This window comes from Streptomyces sp. NPDC022552 (assembly GCF_055561875.1).
Genome location: NZ_JBVHGJ010000012.1, coordinates 34,130 through 54,039 on the forward strand (window position 1 = coordinate 34,130; position 19,910 = coordinate 54,039).

Annotated in this window: 14 protein-coding genes; 6 read left to right on the forward strand and 8 right to left on the reverse strand. The window is 71.5% G+C overall.

From position 1 onward, the window contains the following. From ACZ3OF_RS27085 to ACZ3OF_RS27105, 5 genes are all read right to left on the reverse strand, one after another. Nucleotides 1-3,679, reverse strand: a 3,679-nt coding sequence (locus tag ACZ3OF_RS27085; protein ID WP_467307294.1) for a beta-ketoacyl synthase N-terminal-like domain-containing protein, incomplete at its 3' end; no start/stop codon positions are given. Then, nucleotides 3,676-4,722: a thioesterase domain-containing protein gene (locus tag ACZ3OF_RS27090; protein WP_361679453.1), complete on the reverse strand. Its 1,047-nt coding sequence runs from the start codon at nucleotides 4,720-4,722 to the stop codon at nucleotides 3,676-3,678. The genes ACZ3OF_RS27090 and ACZ3OF_RS27085, both read right to left, overlap by 4 nt. After that, nucleotides 4,706-4,972 carry an acyl carrier protein gene (locus ACZ3OF_RS27095; RefSeq protein ID WP_071369419.1) on the reverse strand — a complete coding sequence of 89 codons (267 nt, stop codon included), beginning with the start codon at nucleotides 4,970-4,972 and terminating at the stop codon, nucleotides 4,706-4,708. Before ACZ3OF_RS27095 ends, ACZ3OF_RS27090 begins: the two co-directional genes overlap by 17 nt. A 783-nt stretch (nucleotides 4,973-5,755) precedes the next feature. Continuing rightward, nucleotides 5,756-6,547 carry a sirohydrochlorin chelatase gene (locus ACZ3OF_RS27100; protein WP_467307297.1) on the reverse strand — a complete coding sequence of 264 codons (792 nt, stop codon included), beginning with the start codon at nucleotides 6,545-6,547 and terminating at the stop codon, nucleotides 5,756-5,758. A gap of 179 nt (nucleotides 6,548-6,726) precedes the next feature. Then, complete coding sequence (locus ACZ3OF_RS27105) at nucleotides 6,727-7,572, reverse strand: AfsR/SARP family transcriptional regulator (RefSeq protein ID WP_361679459.1); 846 nt, start codon at nucleotides 7,570-7,572, stop codon at nucleotides 6,727-6,729. Nucleotides 7,573-7,766: 194 nt separating this feature from the next. Here ACZ3OF_RS27105 and ACZ3OF_RS27110 point away from each other — a divergent pair, with 194 nt between their 5' ends. After that, complete coding sequence (locus ACZ3OF_RS27110; RefSeq protein WP_361679462.1) at nucleotides 7,767-8,555, forward strand: AfsR/SARP family transcriptional regulator; 789 nt, start codon at nucleotides 7,767-7,769, stop codon at nucleotides 8,553-8,555. Between the two features lie 185 nt (nucleotides 8,556-8,740). On the opposite strand, the gene ACZ3OF_RS27115 is transcribed toward ACZ3OF_RS27110, so the two are convergent. Then, on the reverse strand, nucleotides 8,741-11,674 hold the full coding sequence (locus ACZ3OF_RS27115; protein WP_467307300.1) for an AfsR/SARP family transcriptional regulator: 2,934 nt from the start codon (nucleotides 11,672-11,674) through the stop codon (nucleotides 8,741-8,743). A gap of 80 nt (nucleotides 11,675-11,754) precedes the next feature. On the opposite strand from ACZ3OF_RS27115, the gene ACZ3OF_RS27120 reads away from it, so the two are divergent. The 5 genes from ACZ3OF_RS27120 (at nucleotide 11,755) to ACZ3OF_RS27140 (ending at nucleotide 16,130) form a co-directional block, all read left to right on the forward strand. Beyond that, the gene (locus tag ACZ3OF_RS27120; protein ID WP_361679468.1) at nucleotides 11,755-12,300 is read left to right on the forward strand and encodes a carboxymuconolactone decarboxylase family protein; all 546 of its coding nucleotides are present in this window, start codon (nucleotides 11,755-11,757) and stop codon (nucleotides 12,298-12,300) included. A gap of 144 nt (nucleotides 12,301-12,444) precedes the next feature. Beyond that, nucleotides 12,445-13,446, forward strand: a complete 1,002-nt coding sequence (locus ACZ3OF_RS27125; RefSeq protein WP_467307301.1) for a GNAT family N-acetyltransferase — start codon at nucleotides 12,445-12,447, stop codon at nucleotides 13,444-13,446. Between the two features lie 46 nt (nucleotides 13,447-13,492). Next, nucleotides 13,493-14,065, forward strand: coding sequence for a dihydrofolate reductase family protein (locus ACZ3OF_RS27130; protein ID WP_361679474.1), 573 nt, complete (start codon nucleotides 13,493-13,495; stop codon nucleotides 14,063-14,065). Further along, nucleotides 14,062-14,847: a VOC family protein gene (locus ACZ3OF_RS27135; protein WP_467307303.1), complete on the forward strand. Its 786-nt coding sequence runs from the start codon at nucleotides 14,062-14,064 to the stop codon at nucleotides 14,845-14,847. Before ACZ3OF_RS27130 ends, ACZ3OF_RS27135 begins: the two co-directional genes overlap by 4 nt. 56 nt (nucleotides 14,848-14,903) lie before the next feature. Next, on the forward strand, nucleotides 14,904-16,130 hold the full coding sequence (locus tag ACZ3OF_RS27140; RefSeq protein WP_361679480.1) for a glycosyltransferase: 1,227 nt from the start codon (nucleotides 14,904-14,906) through the stop codon (nucleotides 16,128-16,130). A 153-nt stretch (nucleotides 16,131-16,283) separates the two neighbouring features. Here the strand turns inward: ACZ3OF_RS27140 and ACZ3OF_RS27145 are convergent, their stop codons facing one another. Together ACZ3OF_RS27145 and ACZ3OF_RS27150 are read right to left on the reverse strand one after the other, a co-directional pair. Next, the gene (locus tag ACZ3OF_RS27145; RefSeq protein ID WP_467307305.1) at nucleotides 16,284-18,458 is read right to left on the reverse strand and encodes an FUSC family protein; all 2,175 of its coding nucleotides are present in this window, start codon (nucleotides 18,456-18,458) and stop codon (nucleotides 16,284-16,286) included. Between the two features lie 147 nt (nucleotides 18,459-18,605). Then, on the reverse strand, nucleotides 18,606-19,724 hold the full coding sequence (locus ACZ3OF_RS27150) for a hypothetical protein (RefSeq protein WP_467307307.1): 1,119 nt from the start codon (nucleotides 19,722-19,724) through the stop codon (nucleotides 18,606-18,608). Nucleotides 19,725-19,910: the final 186 nt, after the last annotated feature.

A 19,910-nucleotide genomic window follows, 5' to 3' on the forward strand; every position in this document is an offset into this window, starting at 1 on the left:
TGTCGAGCTCCAGCATCTCCGCCGGATAACCCGTCTTCTGCGCCACCACCTCCAACAACACCGACCGCACCGTCTCCACGTCCACACCAGCAGACGCAGCAGCAGGGGCAGGCTCAGGAGCGGAAACGGGCTCCTGGGCCGGGGCGGCCTCCGGGGCCGGGGCGGCCTCCGGGGCCGGAGCCCCGACCGGTACGGGCGGGGTCCAGCCCGGGGGCAGCGCCGGGACGACCGGGGGCTCCGGCAGCGCCGGCGCCTGGACGGCGGGCCTCGGCGCGGGAACGGACGGCGCGGGGGCGGAGCGCGCGGGGGCCGCGGTGGCGGCACCGCCCATCTCCAGCTGGGCCAGCTGTCGCAGCACGTCGTTGGCGTGCGCGTGGGTGCGCCCGATCGCGAGGCCGTGCTCCTTGACGGAGCTCACACCCGGCATGACCTGGTCCAGCTGCCCCTGATCGGCTGCCCGTTCCAGGATGTGGGTGAGGCGCTCGACGCTCTGCAGCTGACCGTTGAGGTACTCGTCGTGGAGGGAGAGGTGATCCGAGAGGAGTTCGGTGAAGCGATCACTGGGCATGTGCTCGTTCTCCTGAGCAGGGGGTTGGGTGTCCAGAGGGATCCGGACGTCCCCCGCTGCGGTACCGGTGACCGTCGGGACGGCCCGGGTCGGTTCGGGGAGGGGCTGCTCCGTGGCCCGTACGGGGGCGGCCTGCGGGAGGCTCGGAGCCGGGAGTTCCGTGCGTACGACCGCCTGCTCCGCTCCGCGCGCCGCAGGTACGACGGCGGGCGCGGCGGCCACCGGCACGACGGCCGAAGCCGGCGCGGCGGCCACGGCCGGTGCGAGCGCCGCGGGCACCCGGTAGCCGTTGGACAGGGCGTCCTGGTACGCGGCCCGGCGCTCCGGGGACACGTAGTTGATGCCGTTCAGCATCAGCGACATGCCCTTGGTGGGGACGGGCTCCTCCACGGCGGCGGCATACCGGTCGGTGACGGCGACCGGGAGACCGAGCACCGCGAGCCGCGCCACGGACTGCTTCAGGGTGAGGTCGGCGTCCTTGCCCGGCCCCCCGTCGAGGGCGATCGCGCTGTGCGGGCGGTCGCCCAGAATGCGGCCGACCAGCCCCGTGAGGACGGACTGGGGGCCGAACTCGACGAAGACCCGGAACCCGTCGGCGTACATCTCCTCGACGCGCGTCGCGAACTCCACCGGGTTGATGAGCTGTTCGGCGAGGACACGACGGTTGCCGGCGGGATCCGTGCCGTAGACGGCGCCGGGGCTGTTCGCGTAGACCCGCCCGCGCGGCACGCCGATGTCGACGGTGTCGACGACGGCCCGGAAGTCGTCCACGGCATGGGCGACGAAGGGGGTGTGGAAGGCCGCGGAGACCGGCAGCCGCCGGGCCCGCACCCCGGCGAGGCCCGCGGCCTCGACCAGGCGGTCGACCTCGGCGGTCGCGCCGCCGATCACGATCTGGTCGGGTGCGTTGCGGTTGCAGACGCGCAGGCCCTCGCGCTCCGCGAGGAGTTCGGCGACGCGCTCCTCGGGGGCGAGGACGGCGGCCATGGCGCCGGTGTCCTCGGCGGCCTGCCCGGAGGCGGGCGACATGGCCCGGCCGCGGGCGCGGGCCAGCTGGTGGAGGGTGTCCTCGTCGTACGCTCCGGCCGCGTACAGCGCGGTGAGTTCGCCGAAGCTGTGGCCGAGGAATCCCTCGGCCTCGAAGCCGAGTTCGGTGAGGTACCGGAAGTGGCCGGCGGAGAGGGCGCCGATGGCCGGCTGGGCGTAGGCGGTGGCCCGCAGGGCGGCCTCCTGGGCTGCCCGGCCCTCGTCGTCGACGAGCGGCGGCGGGAACGCCACCCTGGAGAGCGGGGTGTCCTCACGGAAGTGCTGGTTGGCACGGTCGAAGGAGGAGCGCAGCGGGGGCAGCGCGAGGACGGCGCTCAGGCCCGGGTCGACGTACTGGCTGCCCTGTCCGGCGAAGAGCGCGGCCACCCTGCCCGTGTCGCCGGCGGACCGCCGGTAGTGGACCCCCTTGGGGTGGGACCACGCGTCGCGGTCCGTACGGGCGCGCAGTTCAACGACCGCGATGTCGCGCAGCGCGTCGGCCTCGGCCTCGTCGCGGGCCACGAAGGCCACCCGGGCATGGGCCGCGGGGACGGGTCCGCCGGTGGGCGGGGTCTTCGCGGCGAGGGCCTCCGCGAGGGCCTCGGGTCCCGCGGCGTGCCAGAGGTGGACGCGGGCGACCGGGAAGCGGACCGCCAGGTCGTCGCCGTCGCCGTGCTCCTGGAGCACGGCGTGGAAGTTGGTGCCGCCGAAGCCGAACGCGGAGAGCGCCGCCCGGCGCTGCGGGCGCTTCGGGTCGCGGATCCAGGGCCGGGTCCTGGTGTTGACGTAGAACGGGCTGTCCGTACCGAAGGCGGCGTTGGGCCGGTCCACGTTGATGGTGGGCGGCAGGACCTTGTGGTGCAGCGCGAAGGCGAGCTTGATCATCGAGGCCGCCCCGGCCGCCGCCTTGGTGTGGCCGATCTGGGACTTGACGCTGCCGATGGCGGCGTAGCCCCGCTCACCGCCGTCCTTGGCGACCACCTCGGTGAGCGCGCTCAGCTCGGTCGCGTCGCCGACGGCCGTACCGGTGCCGTGCGCCTCGAACAGCTCGATGCTGTCGGGGGCCGCGTCGGCGTCCTGGTAGGCGCGGCGCAGCGCCTCCATCTGGCCCTCCTTGCGGGGGGCGTAGATGGACTTGAAGCGTCCGTCGCTGGAGGTGCCGAGACCGCGGAGGACGGCGTACACCTGGTTGCCGTCGCGTTCGGCGTCGGCGAGGCGGCGCAGGGCCAGCATGCCGATGCCCTCACCGATCAGCGTTCCGTCGGCCTCGCTGTCGAACGGGCGGATCCGCCCGGACTTGGAGAGCGCGGGCGTCTTGCTGAAGCAGAGGTACATGAAGATGGTGTTCTCGGCGTCGCAGCCGCCGGTCAGCATGGTGTCGGCGCGCCCCTCGAGAAGCTCGCTGACGGCCGTGCGGACCGCGCCGAGCGAGCTGGCGCAGGCGGCGTCGATCGTCATGTTGATGCCGCCGAGGTCGAACCGGTTGGCGATGCGGCCGGCGACGACGTTGCCGAGCATGCCGGGGAAGGAGTTCTCCTCCCACGGGGCGTACGCCATACGGAACTTGGCGGCGACCTCCTCGGCGTCGCGCTCGGAGAGCCCGCAGCTTCTGACCACCTCCTTGAGCACGGGGCTCTGGAGGCGGGCGGTGAGCGGCTGGGTCAGCTGGTTGGCGCCGGTGATGCCGAGGACCACGCCGGTGCGCTTCGGGTCGTACCAGCCCTGGTCGGCTCCGGCGTCCTTGAGGAGGTCGCGGGTGACCGTGAGGCTCAACAGCTGGAGCACGTCGGTCACTTCGAGCGTGTTCGGCGGGAGGCCGAACTCGAGGGGGTTGAAGGGTACGTCGGGGATGAAGCCACCGCGCTTGGCGTACGTCTTGTCGGGGGCCGAGGGGTCGGGGTCGTAGAACTCGTCGACGTCCCAGTGCCCGGCGGGCACGTCGGTGGTGCAGTCGGCCGCGGCCACGACGTTGGCCCAGAACTCCCGTACGTTCTGCGACTTCGGGAAGAGCCCGGACAGGCCGACGATGGCGATGGGGTCCCGGGCCAGTCTGCGGTCGAGCATCCGTTCCTGGAATTCGTTCACTGCGTGTCCCTCCGGGTGGTGACGAGCTGTGGAGGCCGGGCGTCCGGGATCAGACCGGCGATGGCCCGCGAGGCGTCCGGGCGGATCAGCATGGTGTAGTGGTCGCCGGGCACGGAGTGCGCCTCCACCGTGCGATCGGCCAGTTCGGCCCAACCGAGGGTCGGGTCAGAGGGGATGAGGCTGTGCTGCGCCTTGATCTGGGTGAGGGGCACGGTGGCGGGCAGCGGACGGTAAGGCGAGGTCAGCCGGTTGTTGCGCAGGAGCCCCGCCGTGTAGGCGTCGAAGAGCTTCCGGATGCTCTGGACCGGCGTTCCCTCGGGCAGCGCGCCGCACGCCACGGCGTCCTGGAGCAGCTGCTCCAGTCCGGCGAGGACATGGTCGGCGCCGACGGTCGAGGACGGAACCTCGGACGACGTCGCGGCCGGGGGGACGGACGGGGTACGGAAGGGAACGTCCGTGCCGCGCTTGGCGCCGAGGAACATCGCGAACCAGCGCAGGACGATCCTGGGGTCGACGAAGTCGTCCTCCGCGTAGGTGTACGTCTCCGTCGGCGCGATGCTGTCGAGCAGCACGATGCCGTCCGGCCTCTCCTCGGGCTTCAGCCGCTCCGTCATCCCGTGTGCCAGGACCCCGCCGAAGGACCAGCCGACGAAGGTGACGGGCCCGGCCGGGCCGCCCGCTGCTTCCGCTCCACCGTCCCCCGCCGGGCCCGCACCGCCGGCCGCCGCTTCCGCACCGCCGGCCGCACCGGCGGCTGTGGTGCCGATGTCCGCGCGGTAGGCGTCGATCAGGATGTCGACCAGGCGGCCGACGGTCAGGTCGGACGCGCCGGGATCCAGCGCCGCCTCCACGTACGCGGGGACGGCGCCGACGTCGAGCACCACGAACCCCGTGTCCTGCGGCAGCGCTCCGGCCAGGTTGGCCCAGGTCGCGACCGGCAGGGCACCGGGGTGAAGGGCGTAGACGGTACGGCCACCGGGCGGGGTCGCCCGGTGACGTACCAGCACCTGTGCGGCGGCCGCTCTGCTAGGCCGCGGCGCCACGCTGAGCACTCTCCTCGGCGATGTGTGCCGACAGGGCCTCGATGGTCGGGTGGTACCACAGCGCCGTGGTGCCCAGCTCGAACCCGAGCCAGTTCTCCATCTCGCCGGCGATGACGAGCGCCTCGGTGCTGTCGAGGTCGAGCTCGTCGAAATACTGTCCGGGAGAAATGCTCGACGGGTCTTCACCGAGCCGGTCCGCGATCTTCTGCACAAGCCATTCCTGAACCTCGCCGGCCGTGACCTTGACCATTACCTGTTCCTTTCTAGAACCTGCACGCACCTGCCACCCCGGACGCCACTGAATCAGGCTTCCGGGGTGCACAGGTGTACGTGAGAGAACAATGAGCGGTCAGGCCTCCGCTCGCAGTTCGAAAGCCTAGGGAGAGCGTCACCGATTGTGCAACACGCCCCTTGGTAAACGACTTCCCATTTCGGAAGCACCGACTGCGGCCGGCCCGGAGAGGGCAGCGGAGCGGCACAGCCGGGCCGACCAGGAACGACACCGGGATTCCGCCCCGCGCACCCCCACGGCCCACCCCTCCGTACGCGGGCGAGTCGGCGGAAACGGCTTCGGCGACCCCAACGAGCCTGGTCCGAAGCTCTTTCGGAATGTCAGCGGCGCGTCAGAAGCAGCTCAGCGCGCCGTCCGGGCGCTTTCGTATGATGAGGAAAGGGCCAATCGAATTCCATGCCCCATTAATCTCTCTCAGCGGAGATCCGAATCACTCGTCGGGGCGCGATGCACCCTCGGCGCGGCCCCCGTCTCATCAATTCGGCTGTACTGCGGCACATATGATTTCGACTGCGTGACGTCCAGGTATCCGAGAGGCAAGGAATCCCTCACCAGACCTTCGCTCCGGGAGTCGAAGAAGACCCGACAGAATGCGAGCGAAAACTCGTCCTGGGCGGGCGGTCACAGCTCGCGCCGCGGAGCGGGATGCCCCGTCGACAAAACCTCGTCGACAGGTGACTGAATTCCTCGGACCGGGAACGCGCGCGACAACGGGCAAGGAGGCGGACGGACGAGCGCACCTCACCCGGCGGGCGCCCCCACCCCCCGCTCGACGACGAGCCGTACGAGCTCCGGAGCGGCGCCCAGCGGCGCGGACAGGACGTCCGCCCCGGCGGCCGCCGCCTCGGCGGCGATCCGGTCGGGAAGCAGGCCCGGCGCGAGGACGTACGGCGCGACGGCCACCCGCCGCACCCGCCGGGCGCGCAGTTCCCGTACGGCGTCGCCGGGACGCTGCCCGGGACCGGTGACGTACGCGGGGAGGGCGTCGCGCCAGCCGGCCCGCCGCAGCGCTCCGGCGACGACGGCGACGGACCCGCGGGCGTCGGCGTCCCTCGACCCGGTCGCGGCGACGACGACGCCGGTCGATTCCCGGTCGGCGGGGTCCGACCCGGCTTCGAGAAGCCTCCGTTCGAGCGCGGCTACGAGCAGAGGCGATCCGCCGAGGACCTCGGTCCTGCGCACGGGCACGGCCCAGTCCCCGGCCAGGGCCGCGGGGAGGTCCGTCGTCGCGTGGTAGGCGCGGGAGAGGAGAAGGGGGACGACGACGACCCGATCGGCGCCGGCGGCGACGCTGTCGCCCAACGCCTCGGCGATTCCCGGCCGGTCGAACTCCAGGAACGCGATCCCGGTCCGCGGGCCGGCGAGGGACCGGACGCCGTCGGCGAGCGTGCGCAGGGTCGCCGAGTGGCGGGGGTCGCGGCTGCCGTGGGCCACCAGGAGCAGGGCCGTCCCGTCCGAACCCACCGTACCTACGAAGGGCGTGGCGTGCGGACCGTGCGGACCCTGCGGGGCGAGCATGCGGCCGACGGGCATCCGGCACCTCCTGGGTCCCTCGCGCGACGGGAGGTTCCGCCGCGCGCGGCACGCTAGGCGAGGCCGGTCACACGCCACTGACCGTGCGCTGACCGACCGAAGAGCGGTCGCCGCCGGCGGGCGGAACGGAGAAACGGACCGGTGGGGTTCACCGGTCCGTTTCAACGCGAGGCGGAGGTTCAAGCGCTGCGCAATTGGCCGAACGGCGACTCTCCCCGCACGACCGCGCCCCCGTTTCCGGCCACGTCGAGCGTGAGGGTGGGGTCCCGGCGGAGCATCCGCTGGTGCGCGTCACGAACGGCCTCGGACGGCTCGAGCCCGAGCTCGGTCACGAGCCGGGTGTGCAGCCGGCGGTAGGTCTCCAGGGCCTGCCAGATCCGCCCGACCTGGTACTGCGTGACCATCAGCTGAAGATGGAACCGCTCGTGCATCGGATAGCGGGCAGTCAGCTCCGTCAGCCTGCTCAGGACTTCGGCGGTGTGCCCGGAGGCCAGGTCGACGGCGACGCAGGTCTCCAGGACGCTGAGGCACGACTCCTCGAGCCGCAGCGTCTCGACCCTGAGCGGCGGGCCCTGGGCGACATCCGAGAGGGCGTTGCCCCGCCACAGGGAGATGGCCTGGTTGAGTAGTTCGGAGGCGCGCGGGTGGTCTCCGCGGCGTGCCGCCGCAAGGCCGGCCGCGGCCAGGCTCTCGTGCTCCAGCGCGTCCACGTACCCGGGACCGATGTTGAGGACGTACCCACCGTGCGTGGTCGCGAGGATCTCCTTGACGCGGCACTCCGTTCCGCTCTTCACACCGGCGGCGGTGATCGCACGCCGCAACTGCATCATGTACGTCTGCAACGTCGCCTGGGCGCTGCGCGGTGGGCTGTCGCCCCAGAGTTCGTCGATCAGCTCCCACATCGGCACCGTGTGCCCGGCCCTCAGTGCCAGCAGGGCCAGCACCTGACGGTGTTTGGCAGCGCTGGGTGTCCACGCCGTACCACCCAGATGCGCGGCCAACGTCCCCAGCAACTTGATCTCCACTAAGCCAACTCCCCCCCGACCAGTAAGCACCTCGATGCTGGCAGGGACGACAAAATTCCAGTAGTGATCCGGTCACCAATCGGCCGTGAACGGCAACGTGATCGCTTTGGCTGGATCTCGACTCCAGCGAAAGCCCAGAGGGGCATCAGACGCGTCTCAAGTGCCGGCTCCCGGTGCCGTGTGAGGCTTCCCCCATGAGATTCACCATCCTCGGACCGGTCGGAATCGTCACGAACAACGAGTTGACCCCTGTCGCCGGTCACCGGCAGCGCATCCTCCTCGCCTCCCTGCTCCTGGCGGACGGACGGCTCCTCACCAACGAGCAGCTCTACAACGAACTGTGGGGCGACGATCCGCCGCACACGGCCCACAACGCCCTCCAGGCCCAGGTGTCCCGCCTCCGCCGCACCCTCAGCCGGCTCTCCGCCTCCTCCGACGACACCCCGCCCGTGGTCACGCACTCGGCCGGCTACGTCCTGAAGGTCGACCCGAGCGCCGTCGACATGCACACCTTCCGGTGTCGCACCACGGAGGCGAGACGCGTCGCCGACACGGACCCGGGCCGCGCGGTCGACCTCCTGGACTCGGCCCTCGCCCTCTGGCGCGGCAAACCCCTCCAGGACGTCGGCAACAGCCCCCTCTGCCACAGCATGGCCGTCCAGCTGGAGGAGGAGTACCTCACCGCCCAGGAGACCCGCCTGGAGCTGAAACTCCACTGCGGCCGCACGGAGGAGGCCATAGGCGAGCTACGCGCGATCAGCGTGGTCCACCCCTGGCGCGAGAAGATCACCGAGATGCTGATGCTCTCCCTCTACCACGTGGGCCGCCGCGCAGAAGCGCTGGAGACCTACCACAGCGCCCGCCGCCAACTCACGGACCACCTGGGCATCGAGCCCTCCCGCCGCCTCAAGGACACGCTCCGCGTGATCCTCCACGAGGAGCCCACCCCCACCCCCCGCACCAGGCCAGTCCTGGTCCGCTGACCGGCCCGACCCCCCGCGGAGCGCTGGACGCCCCGGACGAACCCGGGCTCAGGCGGCCTCCATGGCCGGCTCCGGAATTCGCGACTGCCAAGGCGACCGAGACGTGCGACATCAGCGGCGGAGGCAGCCTCTCGTAGGCGGAGTCGGAATCGGAATAGTCCAGAAGTCATGCCGGGCGACGGCGTTCACGACGGCCGGTCGGCGGGGGAAATCCCCGGCTGCTCGGGCTCGTTCGGGGCCGACGGCAGCCCGGTGAGAAAGGCGCGGATCTCGTCGGCCTCGGGGACGGCGAGGGCGGTGTAGAGGTCGAGGGCCTGTCGGGCGTGGTCGTGGGCGAGGTCGATGCGGCCGAGGTCGCGGTGGACGTGCGCCAGGCCGTCGTGGGCGCGGGCCTGCTCGGGGCGGTAGCTGAACTCGCGGGCGAGGGTCAGCGCGGTGTCGTGCTCGGCCGCGGCCCGGGCGAGGTCACCCATGGACCGGGCGGCTTCCGCGAGGGCGTTGAGCGACTCGGCCTCGTCTCCGGGGAAGTCGAATCTGCGGCTCAGCTCCAGGGCTTGCTGATGATGGTGCCGGGCCTCGTCGTAGCGGCCCTGCTGTTGGTAGACCAGCCCGATGTTGTTCAGCACGACGGTCTGGCCGATACGGGATCCCGTCTCGCGGTGCACGTGCAGCGCTTGCCGATGGTGCTCGTGGGCGTCCTCGTACCGTCCTTGGCGTTCGTGGACGATGCCGAGGTCGGTCAGGCACCTGGCCGCGCCGGCGCGGTCGCCGAGCTCGCGGAAGAGCGCGAGGGCCTGCGCGCTGTGGTCGTGAGCCTGGTCGTACTCCCGCCGCCGCCTGGAGACGGCGCCGAGGGCCTGCAACGCGCCGGCCGCTGCGTTCTGGTCGCCGATCCCGCGCGCCAGGTCCAGGGCGTTCCGGTAGTGCTCGGCCGCCTGCTCGTAGGCGCCGTGCCACCAGAAGTGCACCTGGCCGCGGTCGATGAGCGCGCGGGCTTCGGCTGCTGTGTCGCCGCTCCGGCGGGCGGCTCGCAGTGCCAGGCCGTTGAGGGCCAGCGCGTCGGCCTGGTGGGCGTGGCCCAGCAGGTAGCGGTGCAAGGTGGCGCCCAGTTGGCTGGTGTGCGGAAGCCAGTCGTGCTCGGCCGCGTACTGGGCGGTCGCCATGAGGTTCGCGCGTTCGCTGTCCAGCCAGGTGATCGCCTCGGCCTCGTCCTGCGGGGGCCAGGCCTGGGCGTCCGGCGCGGGAATGCGTGGCCTGCGGTTCTTTCCCTCGGGGTAGAGGTGGTCGATGGCCGTGCTCGCCGTGTGGAGATAGTGGTGGAACAGCCGGCCGAGGGCCTCGCGCCGGGCGTTGGGGGGTTCCTGGGAGGCCGCGGTGGCGAGCGCGTGTTCGCGCAGCAGGTCGTGGAAGGTGTAGCGGCCGAGCTGGTGCTGGGTCAGGACGTGGGCGTCCAGGAGGTCTTCCAGGAGCGTCTCGGCATCGTCCAGCGAGAGGTCGGCCAGCGCGGACGCCGCCTCGGGGCTGATGTCACGGCCCGGCTGGAGCCCCAGGAGCCGGAACATGCGTTGCTGAGCCTCGGTCAGCTGCTCGTAGGACAGGGTGAACGCCGCTGCCACTCCTCGCTCCGACGTGGCCAGCTCGGAGAGTCTGCGGCGCTGGTCGCGGAGCCGGTCGGCCAGGTAGGCGACGGTCCAGCGGGGGCGATGGTGCAGACGGGCGGCGGCGATGCGGACGGCCAGTGGCAGGAATCCGCACAACTGCAGGACATCGAGGACCGCCAGGGGTTCGGCGGCCGCGCGTTCGCCGACGATCGCCGTGAACAACTCCACGGCCTCCGCGGCGGGCAGCACGTCCAGGGACAGGGCGTGTGCCCCGTCCAGGTCGGTCAGCCGTCGGCGGCTGGTGATCAGGACGAGGGCGCGGGAGGCTCCGGGCAGCAACGGGCGCACCTGTTCGGCGCCGAGGGCGTTGTCCAGCACGGCCAGCACGCGGCGGCCGGAGAGTTCGGACCGCCACAGCGCTGCGCGGTCGGCGGCCGACGCGGGTATCTGTTGTGCGGGTACGCCGAGTTGGCCCAGGAGGACCTCGAGCGCGGCACCGGCGTCGAGCGGCGCCTGGCCGGCGGTGTGTGCCTGCAGGTCGATGAAGAGCTGTCCGTCCGGGAAGTGGTCCGCGAGACGGTGACCCGCGTGGACCGCGAGCGTCGTCTTGCCGACCCCGGCCATCCCGTCGATCGCCGAAATCGTCACGACACCGCCGTTGTTGCCCGACCACATGCGGATCAGCCCGTCGAGCTCGTCCTCGCGTCCGGTGAAGTCCGGGACGTCGTAGGGCAGGAAGTTGATCCCCTGCGGCTTCGCGGGCGCGGTGACCGGCGGCCGCAGATCGGGGGCGTCCCGAAGGATGTCCTGTTCGAGCTTGCTGAACGCGTGGCCGGGGTCCAGGCCCTGCTGGTCGGCCAGGGTCTCCCGGAAGGTCCTCGCCACGTGCAACGCGTCGGTCTGGCGTCCGGCACGGTGCAGGGCGAGCATCAGCTGGCAGCAGAGCCGTTCCCGCAGGGGGTTGGACGCCGCGTGGACGGACAGTTCGTCGATGAGGTCGTCGTGCCGCCCCCGGGCCAGTTCCAGCTCGGCCAGCCGCTCGACGGCGGTCAGCAGCTGCCCGTTCAGCCGTGCTCTGGCGCTCTGGACGTAATGGGCGGTGATGCCGGCCAGCGGCTCTCCCCGCCACAGCGCCAGCCCCGCACGTATCTGGTCCGCGGTGTCTCCCGGGTCGTCGGAGACGGCCGGTGCCTTGGCGGTCAGGCTGGTGAACTCGTCCAGATCGAGTTGTCCCGGCTCGGGGCTGATCACGTACCCGGCCGGCCGCGTGGCCAGCATCCCGTCGGCTTCCGATGCGCGCAGCATGCGGCGGATCGCGGCGATCGTGGTCTGGATCTGCGCGCGGGCGGAATCCGGCGGCAGCGGCCCCCACATCGCGTCGATCAGGCGATCCGTACTGATCGCGACCCCGGCATTCAGCAACAGATAGGCGAGCACCGCGCGGTGACGGGGTGCCAGGCCGGGGGCATCCGAACCCGGAGCCACGGCCTCCACCGAGCCGAGGATCTTGAACCGCATGCCGTCACTCCAGAGGTCACCAGCGCGTGCATCGAGGAAGCATCGGGAATGTATCAAGATCAACCTGCATGGTTACCGGCATGCAAGGACTCCACACCGTTGAACCGGAGGTCACGACCGGTGAAGCCGCAGCTCTGTTCACCGCCACGCACCGGGCCCTCGGGGTCGTCCCCAACCTGGCCAGGGTGATGGCCAACAGCCCGGCCGTGCTGAAGGGGTACGTGGGCCTCGTCACCACCTTGAACGCGGAGGGAACCCTGTCGACGGACGTACGCGAGCGCATCGCGTTGCTGATGGCACAGGAGAACAGGTCCGACTACTGCCTCTCCGTGCATGCGTTCCGCGGGACGAAAGTGGCCGGGCTGAGTGCGGCCGAGGCCACCCGCGCGCGGCGGGGCGAGGCCGACGACCCGTGGGCCGCCGCAGTCCTGGAGCTGGCCGCCGTGATGGTCCGTGACCGCGGAACCCTTGCCGACGAGCAACTGGCCGCGGCCCGGCGCGCCGGTCTGTCCGACGGACAGATCGTCGAGGTCGTCGCCCATGTCGCACTCAACGTGTTCACCAACTACCTCGCCACGGCAGCCCGGGTCGACATCGACTGGCCGCTCGTACGCCACACCGACTGAAGGAACGCGAACGCGATGACCCGGTCGGAGCCGGGTCGTCCGAACCGGGTTACCCGGCCCCCTCCGTCGCGGCGCCTCGGCCGACGAGAGCGCACCCTCGCACCATCCCGAAGTACGAACACCTCGACGACGAAAGACATCACCTTGACCACATCGGTACACGTCCACCCGCTCCAGCACGTCTCGGCCGCCGAAGCCGCCGCGTGGCATCAGGTCGTCGCGGCCTCGACGGCGCATGACCTGCCCGGAGTACCGGCCCCCGACCCCGGACAGATCCACGCCCAGCTCACCGGGCCCGCTCTGGGCAGCCACCGGCTGAACTGGCTGGCCACCGGCGCGGCCGGCGTCCCCGTCGGAGTCGCCGGCCTGCGGGTGTTCACCTCCCCGGGCCAGGAGCACCTGGCCGAACTGGAACTCCACGTCGACCCCGCACACCGCCGCCTGGGAACCGGCTCCCTCCTGCTGTCGGCGGTCGTGGCGGCCTGCCGCACCGAAAACCGGCGCAGCCTGATCGCCACGGCCGCGGCCGACGGTCCGGGCGAAGCCTTCAGCGAGCGGTGGGGATTCCGCCGAGCGCTGACGCTGAGTCATCTCACGCTGCGCCTCGACGGGACGGACCAGGCCGAACTGCTCCAGGTCGCCGATGCCGCGCACCCCGGCTACCGGCTGACCGGCTGGACCGGAACGGTTCCCGACGACCTCGCCACCGCCTTCGCCGCGGCCAAGAACGCGATGAACGACATGCCCGTCGGAGACCTGGACTACGGCAGTGTGGCGTGGGACGCGGACCGCGTCCGCGCCATGGCCGCGGTGGTCGCCGACCGCGGGGACACGCTGCTGACCGTCGCCGCCGTCCACGACGACGGCACGATGGCCGGCTACACCGAGATCCTGCTCCCCCAGGGCTCGGCGCCGCGCGCCCAGCAGTACGACACGGCGGTCGTGCCCGCGCACCGGGGCCACGGGCTGGGGTTGTGGGTCAAGGCCGCCATGGTGCGCCGGCTGCGCGCCGAGTACCCCGGCGTCGTCGAGATCGAGACGGACAACGCCGACGACAACGTCCACATGCTGGCGGTCAACCACCGACTGGGGTATCGCTCCTACCGGCGCACGCGCGAGTTCCAGCTCGACGTGCCCGCGACCTGATCCGTACCGCCTCCACCGCACCTCCCACACGAAGAAGCGAGAAGACGTGCGCAAGCTGATCTACTACATATCCGCGACCCTCGACGGCTACATCGCGGGTCCCGAGGGCCAGTACGACTTCCTCCCCTTCGAGGGCGAGGAAGCCGCGGCCATCCTGGCGGACTTCCCCGAGACCATGCCCACGCCCGCACGTGAGCCGTTCGGCGTCGCCGACCGGGCCGCCCAGCGGTTCGACACGGTGATCATGGGCCGCGCGACCTACGACCCGGGCCTGAAGGCCGGGCTCACCAGCCCGTACGCCCACCTGACGCAGTACGTCGTCTCCCGCACGCTCGTCAGCCCCGACCCGGCGGTGACGGTCGTCGACGACCCGGTCGCGCTCGTCCGTGAGCTCAAGGGGCAGGAGGGCATGGACATCTGGCTGTGCGGCGGTGGCAAGCTGGCGGCCGTCCTGCGCGACGAGATCGACGAACTGGTCATCAAGCGCCACCCGATCCTCATCGGATCCGGCATCCCCCTGTTCGACGGGCCCTTCACTCCGACGAGGTTCACCCCGGTCGCCACGCGGACCTTCGACTCCGGGTTCGCCCTCACTCACTTCGCGAAGGTGCTGTCATGAACGTCACCGCCTCCACCCTCTCCCTGACCGTCGCCGACGTGGACGCCTCGCGCGCGTTCCTGTGCACCCACCTCGGCTACGAGGTGGCCATGGCCGACGACGGCTTCGTGTCCCTCACACGCGGGGACGCAGCCGTCGACGTCGTCCTCCTCCGCGGAGGTACGGACGTCCTCCCGCCCGAGCAGCGCGACCAGCGGGCGGCCGGTCTGATCCTGGCGCTCACCGTCACCGACCTCGCGGCGGAGGAGGCCCGGCTGCGCGCGGCGGGCGCCCCCATCACCATGCCGCTGCGCGAAGAGCCGTGGGGCGAGCGGCTGTTCCAGATGACCGACCCGAACGGTGTCGTCGTCCAGCTCGTCGAATGGGCGGCCACCGCCGACGGCGACCCGGCCGACGACGAGAGCGCCGCCATGCTCGTGATCACGCCCTCCACCGACCACGTCACCATCTCCCCGAACGCCACCATGGCAGGTCTGGCGGCCCCCAGCCGCGGCAGCACCGAACTCAGCACCTGGACGGTCACGATGGACGCCGGCGCCACCGGCCCCGAGCACTCCATCAGCCGTGAGCAGGTCTGGACGGTCACCGCGGGCGCGCTGGAGGTGACCTGCCTCGGCCGTACGGAGAAGGTCGCGGCCGGCCAGACCCTGATCCTGCCGTCGGGCAGCCTCCGCCGGATCCACGCCCCGGAACGGGCCGAGGCCCACGTCTCGATGCCCGCCGACGGGGTCGCCTCCGTTCCCGGCACGGAGGGCACCCGGGAACTGCCCTGGGCCAGGTAGTTCAACAGACACAGCTGAAGAAGCAACAGAAGCAACAGAGACAGGAGAATCACAACGTGCGTGCGCTGTTGTCGACATATGGGTCGCGCGGGGACGTCGAACCGCTGGTGGGGCTCGCGGTGCGGTTGCGGGAGCTCGGCGCGGAGGTGCGGGTGTGCGCGCCGCCGGACGAGGACTTCGCGGAACGGCTGGCCGGGGTCGGCGTGTCCGTGGTGGGTGTCGGACAGTCGGCACGAGCACTGACGACCGCGGCTCCGCCGCCGTCGAAGGGCAATCTGCCCCAGCGCGCGGCAGACCTGATCGCCAGTCAGCTGAAGGTGATGCCCGCGGCGGCAGAGGGGTGCGACGTGCTGCTGGCGACCGGGGCGATGCCGGCCATCGCCGGTGCGCGGTCGGTGGCCGAGAAGCTGGGCATCCGCTACGTGTCCGCGATCTTCCAGCAGCTGACCCTGCCGTCGCCCCGACGCCCGCCGCTGGCATACCCCGGGCGGCCCTTCCCGCCGGAAGTGACCGACAACCGGGCACTGTGGGAACTGGACGCCCGGAGCATCGACGCACTGTTCGGTGAGGCGCTGAACACCAACCGGGCGTCGATCGGCCTGCCCCCGGTGGACAACGTCCGCGACTACGGCTTCGGCGACCGGCCGTGGCTGGCGACGGACCCCGCGCTGGACCCGTGGCTGGAGACGCCGGACCTCGACGTCGTACAGACCGGCGCATGGGTGCTGCCCGACGAACGCCCGCTGCCCGCCGACCTGGAGACGTTCCTGAACGCGGGCGCGCCGCCCGTGTACGTGGGCTTCGGCAGCATGGCCGTACGCGCGGGTGAGGAGGCGGCCCGGGTTGCCATCGAGGCGGTCCGCTCGAAGGGCCGCCGGGTCCTCGTCGGGCGTGGCTGGGCGGAACTGGGCCTCATCGACGACCGGGACGACTGCTTCGCCGTCGGCGAGGTCAACCATCAGCAGCTGTTCGGACGCGTGGCTGCCGTCGTGCACCACGGCGGTGCGGGTACGACGACGACGGCCGCCCGGGCCGGCGCACCGCAGGTGGTGGTACCCCAGCTGGCGGACCAGCCGTACTGGGCCGCCCGGGTGGCCGATCTCGGCATCGGCGTGGCCCACGACGGCCCGGTTCCGACCGTCGAGTCCCTGTCGGCCGCGCTCCGGACAGCCCTGGCCCCGGAGACCGGCAGCCGGGCGAAGGCCGTCGCCGGCACGGTCCGCACCGACGGCGCGGCGGTGGCAGCGAAGCTGCTCCTCGACACGGCCACGCCGCGCCGATGAGCCGCAGAGCCAGGACAGGTCACAGAAAAACCACAGGTCAGCCGCACGTGGATCGCAAAACGGACTCAAGATCAATGTGGCTTACGTGCACCATGGGCGCTACGGGCGGCCTCTGCGCCCCAGAAGGCGCGACACTGACCGTCGCCGGAGCCGTCACCCACCCCGGTGCGCGTGTGCTGATTCGTCACCTTCCGCTGCCAAGGCCGCTCGCGCCCGCCGCTGCTCGCGAGCAGAGCCGATGTCCCGTTCCAGGGGTGTACGGCTCACGGCCGTCGCGAGGTCCTCCAAGGCCTGCTTCTGCAGTTCCGCACCGCGCCGCACCACGGGGCTACGGTCCACAGCGGCGTCCGGCCACTCGCGGAGCGCCTCCTCCACGCGCCCCCAGTCCGGATTCCTGTGCTCGCGCATGTCGACCGCAGCCTGCGCGGTGTCCGCTTCCAGGGCCTCGGCGAGCCGCTCCGCCTCGGGGGCGAACGGGCTGCCGGTTCGCGGGACGAGGCTCTCCATGAGCATCGCCGCCCTGTCGAACCCCTTGAGCGCCTCCTGCGCCTCCTCCGCCTCGCGCGAGGTAAGACCCCTGGGGGGAACCGGTTCCTGTTTTGCCTGGTCGTATGCCTCGTGCCAGGCGGCTCGTGCTTCCCTGCTCGCCAGTTGGGCCCGGCGCATGTCGGCGCGATGCTCCTTGGTTGGTTCGGCGTAGCTGCGGAGCACTGCGGCCGCGTAGCGGCCGTTCGCGGCGAGCCAGTCCGCAAGCCGGCCCGGCAGCCGAGGGGTCTCCCACGCGGGAAACACCACGTACGCCAGCATTGCCAGGGCCCCGCCCAGCAGAGTGAGCACCACCCGCTCCGGGACCGTCTGCTCCCATGCCTGGCCGCCCATGGCGAGCAGGAAGACGACATACGCGGCAGTGAAGCACTGCGAGTAGGCGTAGCCGGTACGGATCAGCGTGTAGGACAGACCTGCCGAGACCACTGCCAGCACGCCGAACAGTTGGGCGTCCGGGCCCAGGGCCCGCGCCATCCCGGTGGCGAGCGCGACCCCCGCCAGGGTCCCGGCGAGACGGGCGACCGCTCGCGCGTACGTCTGGTGGAAGTCCGGCCGCATCACCATCACCGCGGCGATGGGCGCCCAGTAGCCGTGGCCCAGGGGCAGCCGGGTGGCGATGAGATATCCGAGCATGGCTACCGCCGCCAGGCGGACGGCGTGCCGGAACACGGGCGAGTCCCGGCGGAGCTCCCGGCGGACCGCCCGCACGACAACCGGGACCAGCCGCAGCATCGTCGGGCGCACCAGGAACTGGGCGCCCGCAGTGCCGTGCGGGATGGGCTTCGTCCCACGCGTGCTGCCGCTCCCAGCGATCTCGAGCGCCTCGCCGAGAAGTTTCACGAGCCGCTCGGCGGCCTGCCGCGCGGGACCCTCTAGTACCTCGTGCTCCTGGTCGACGCGCAGGACGTCCGCGCTTCCGGGCGGTACCTCTGCCGGAGTGCCACGGCGGATCGAACGGGCGGCCGCATCCAACACGTTGGCGGCCGCGCCGAGCAACTCCCGCGCGCGGTCCCGCCCGGCTCCCTCCGCCGGGGCGCCGACGTCCGGGTCGGCGAGCGCCGCGACGGCCGGCAGAATGCGCTCGGCGAGTCCCCGGGGGCCGTGGAGGACGGTGGGACGGGTGCGCGCCTGTGACGGCGTCACGGCAGCCGCGTCCCGGGCCGTCATCAACGGCTCCGGGTCGAACGCGGCGGTCGGGTCGTGCCGCAGCCGACGGGCGTAGTCCGCCACGGCGGCCAGGGCATCGGCGAGCGCGTCACGATGCGCCCCCCATCGGCGGATCGGGAACAGCAGAATCAGTGCGGCCTGCACCACGCCCCCGAGCGCGATGACCCCGGCGTGCTCCAGAGCTCGCCCGGCGCTCGTGGGCAGGGTGATGGTCACCAGCATGCTGCCGACCGTCGTCGCTGCGACGATCCCGGCGGTCGATCCGACGGCCCACGCCATCCCCGCGACAAAGGCCCATACGGCCAGCAGTGGGAGGAACGTCACGAGTCGCCCCGCTGCCAGATAGCCTACGAAGGTGCTGAGCGCCAGACCGGCGCCCGCGCCGAGCGCGATCACCTTGCGTGGACGCCAGGTGCGCTGGAAAGTGGCTGCGCCCGCGGAATAGGCACCGAGGGCGGCGGACGCGGCGTACGCTGGGGAGGCCAGCGACAGCGCCGACCCGATGATGATCGCCATCCCCACTGCTGTGCGCAGCGCGAGCAGGGGCTCCAGTCGCGCCTCCTCGATCGTGAGCCCGGATCGCACGACTTCCCGGAGGGCCCGCAGCCACGTCACGGGCAGGAGCCTAGCCCGACCCCCTACCGGGTCGCGCCGGCCACGCCGCCGAGTCCGTTGAGCATGATGCTGGAGTCCTCGGGGGCGCCGATCGACCGTCGATATCTTTGGAACCGGACGACCACCAACCACCGACGCATCTCCGACTCAGGTCACCAGCTGGTCGCCTTGGAGCATGTGGCGACGTTCCTTTTCGCGCGTGGAGTAGGCGGCTGCGCGGATCGCCTCGTCGCTCTCCAAACCTGATCCCAGCGCGCCGGCCACCGTGGCGACCGAAGCGACGAACCAGGACAACGTCAAGTACTCCGTGGCGTGCAGCGGGGTTCCTGTCGTGGAAGCGAACACTCGGTCGTTGAGGATGAACAGCGCCCACACCAAGTTGATGACCATCAAACCCGCGTAGCAGACGAGCGCCCCGATTCCTACGGTGAGGACCGTCGAGGTGTTGTAGAGCCGCGCCCTCTGCCTCGCCTCCGGCGAGCTCTCTGGCGATCGATGCCATAGTTCCCCGTCCACGATGAGCCAGCCGATCATGAGCCCGACGGACCCGACCATGGCGATCACGAGGCGTGGCGCGCTCAGGGCTCCGGAGAGGCTCCAGGTGGTGGAGTCCAGGGTGGCGATGGCCCCCGTGGCGAGTGCGGCCGCCAGGGCTTTCGACAGGCCCGACACCAAGCGCCAAGGCCGGTTGGCGCGGACCATACCGACGAGTACCCGCAGGTAGCCGCGCGGCCCGCTGACGACGTACCGGAGATCGGCAGTCTCCTCGTCAGCGACCTGGCCCCGATGGACAGGCGCGAGACGACCGGCAAAAGGGCCCAGGAGCGGCTGACTCCGCGGAAGCCCTTCAGCCCCGGTGGCCTGCGGACCGGCCAAGCCGAGCACGGCTTCTTCCACGGCCCGCCGAGCCCTCGTCTGCAGCCGCAAACCCCCCAGGGAAGGAAGTGACAGCAGCGCCAAGCCGTGTTCGTGGCTCAGATCCACCGCGACCTTGCGCCCGTGTGAGTGCAGCGGAAGGTCTGTGAGGGCCACGACGATGTCCCAGTTCTCCTTGCGTCCGCGGTCCATGATCCGGCGCATCAAGGTGGGCGGGTCCTCGGTCCCCGAGGTGAATGGCTCACTGACCACCTTGACGTCGAACTGTCGTCCCCGGCCCGCTTTTTCGGCGAGCCGATCAGGAAGTATCCGGGCCACGCGCTGCGCGATGTCCGTGGGCGCGTCCGGATCCGCCAGGAGGACCACGACCGTAACGTCCTGCGACGACACCCGCACGACCGGACCATCCTCCTCCGCTGCCCCTCCGCGATTGCAAGGGTTCACAGGATGCCCTGGGGCGGAGTCGAAGCCGCGGTGACACGCTGTTCTTGCGGGTCACCTTCATGGGCTGCTCGTCGACCACGAACGGCGGGGCCGACCGAGTGCGGAGATCGCTCGGTGGCACTCGGTGGCGCT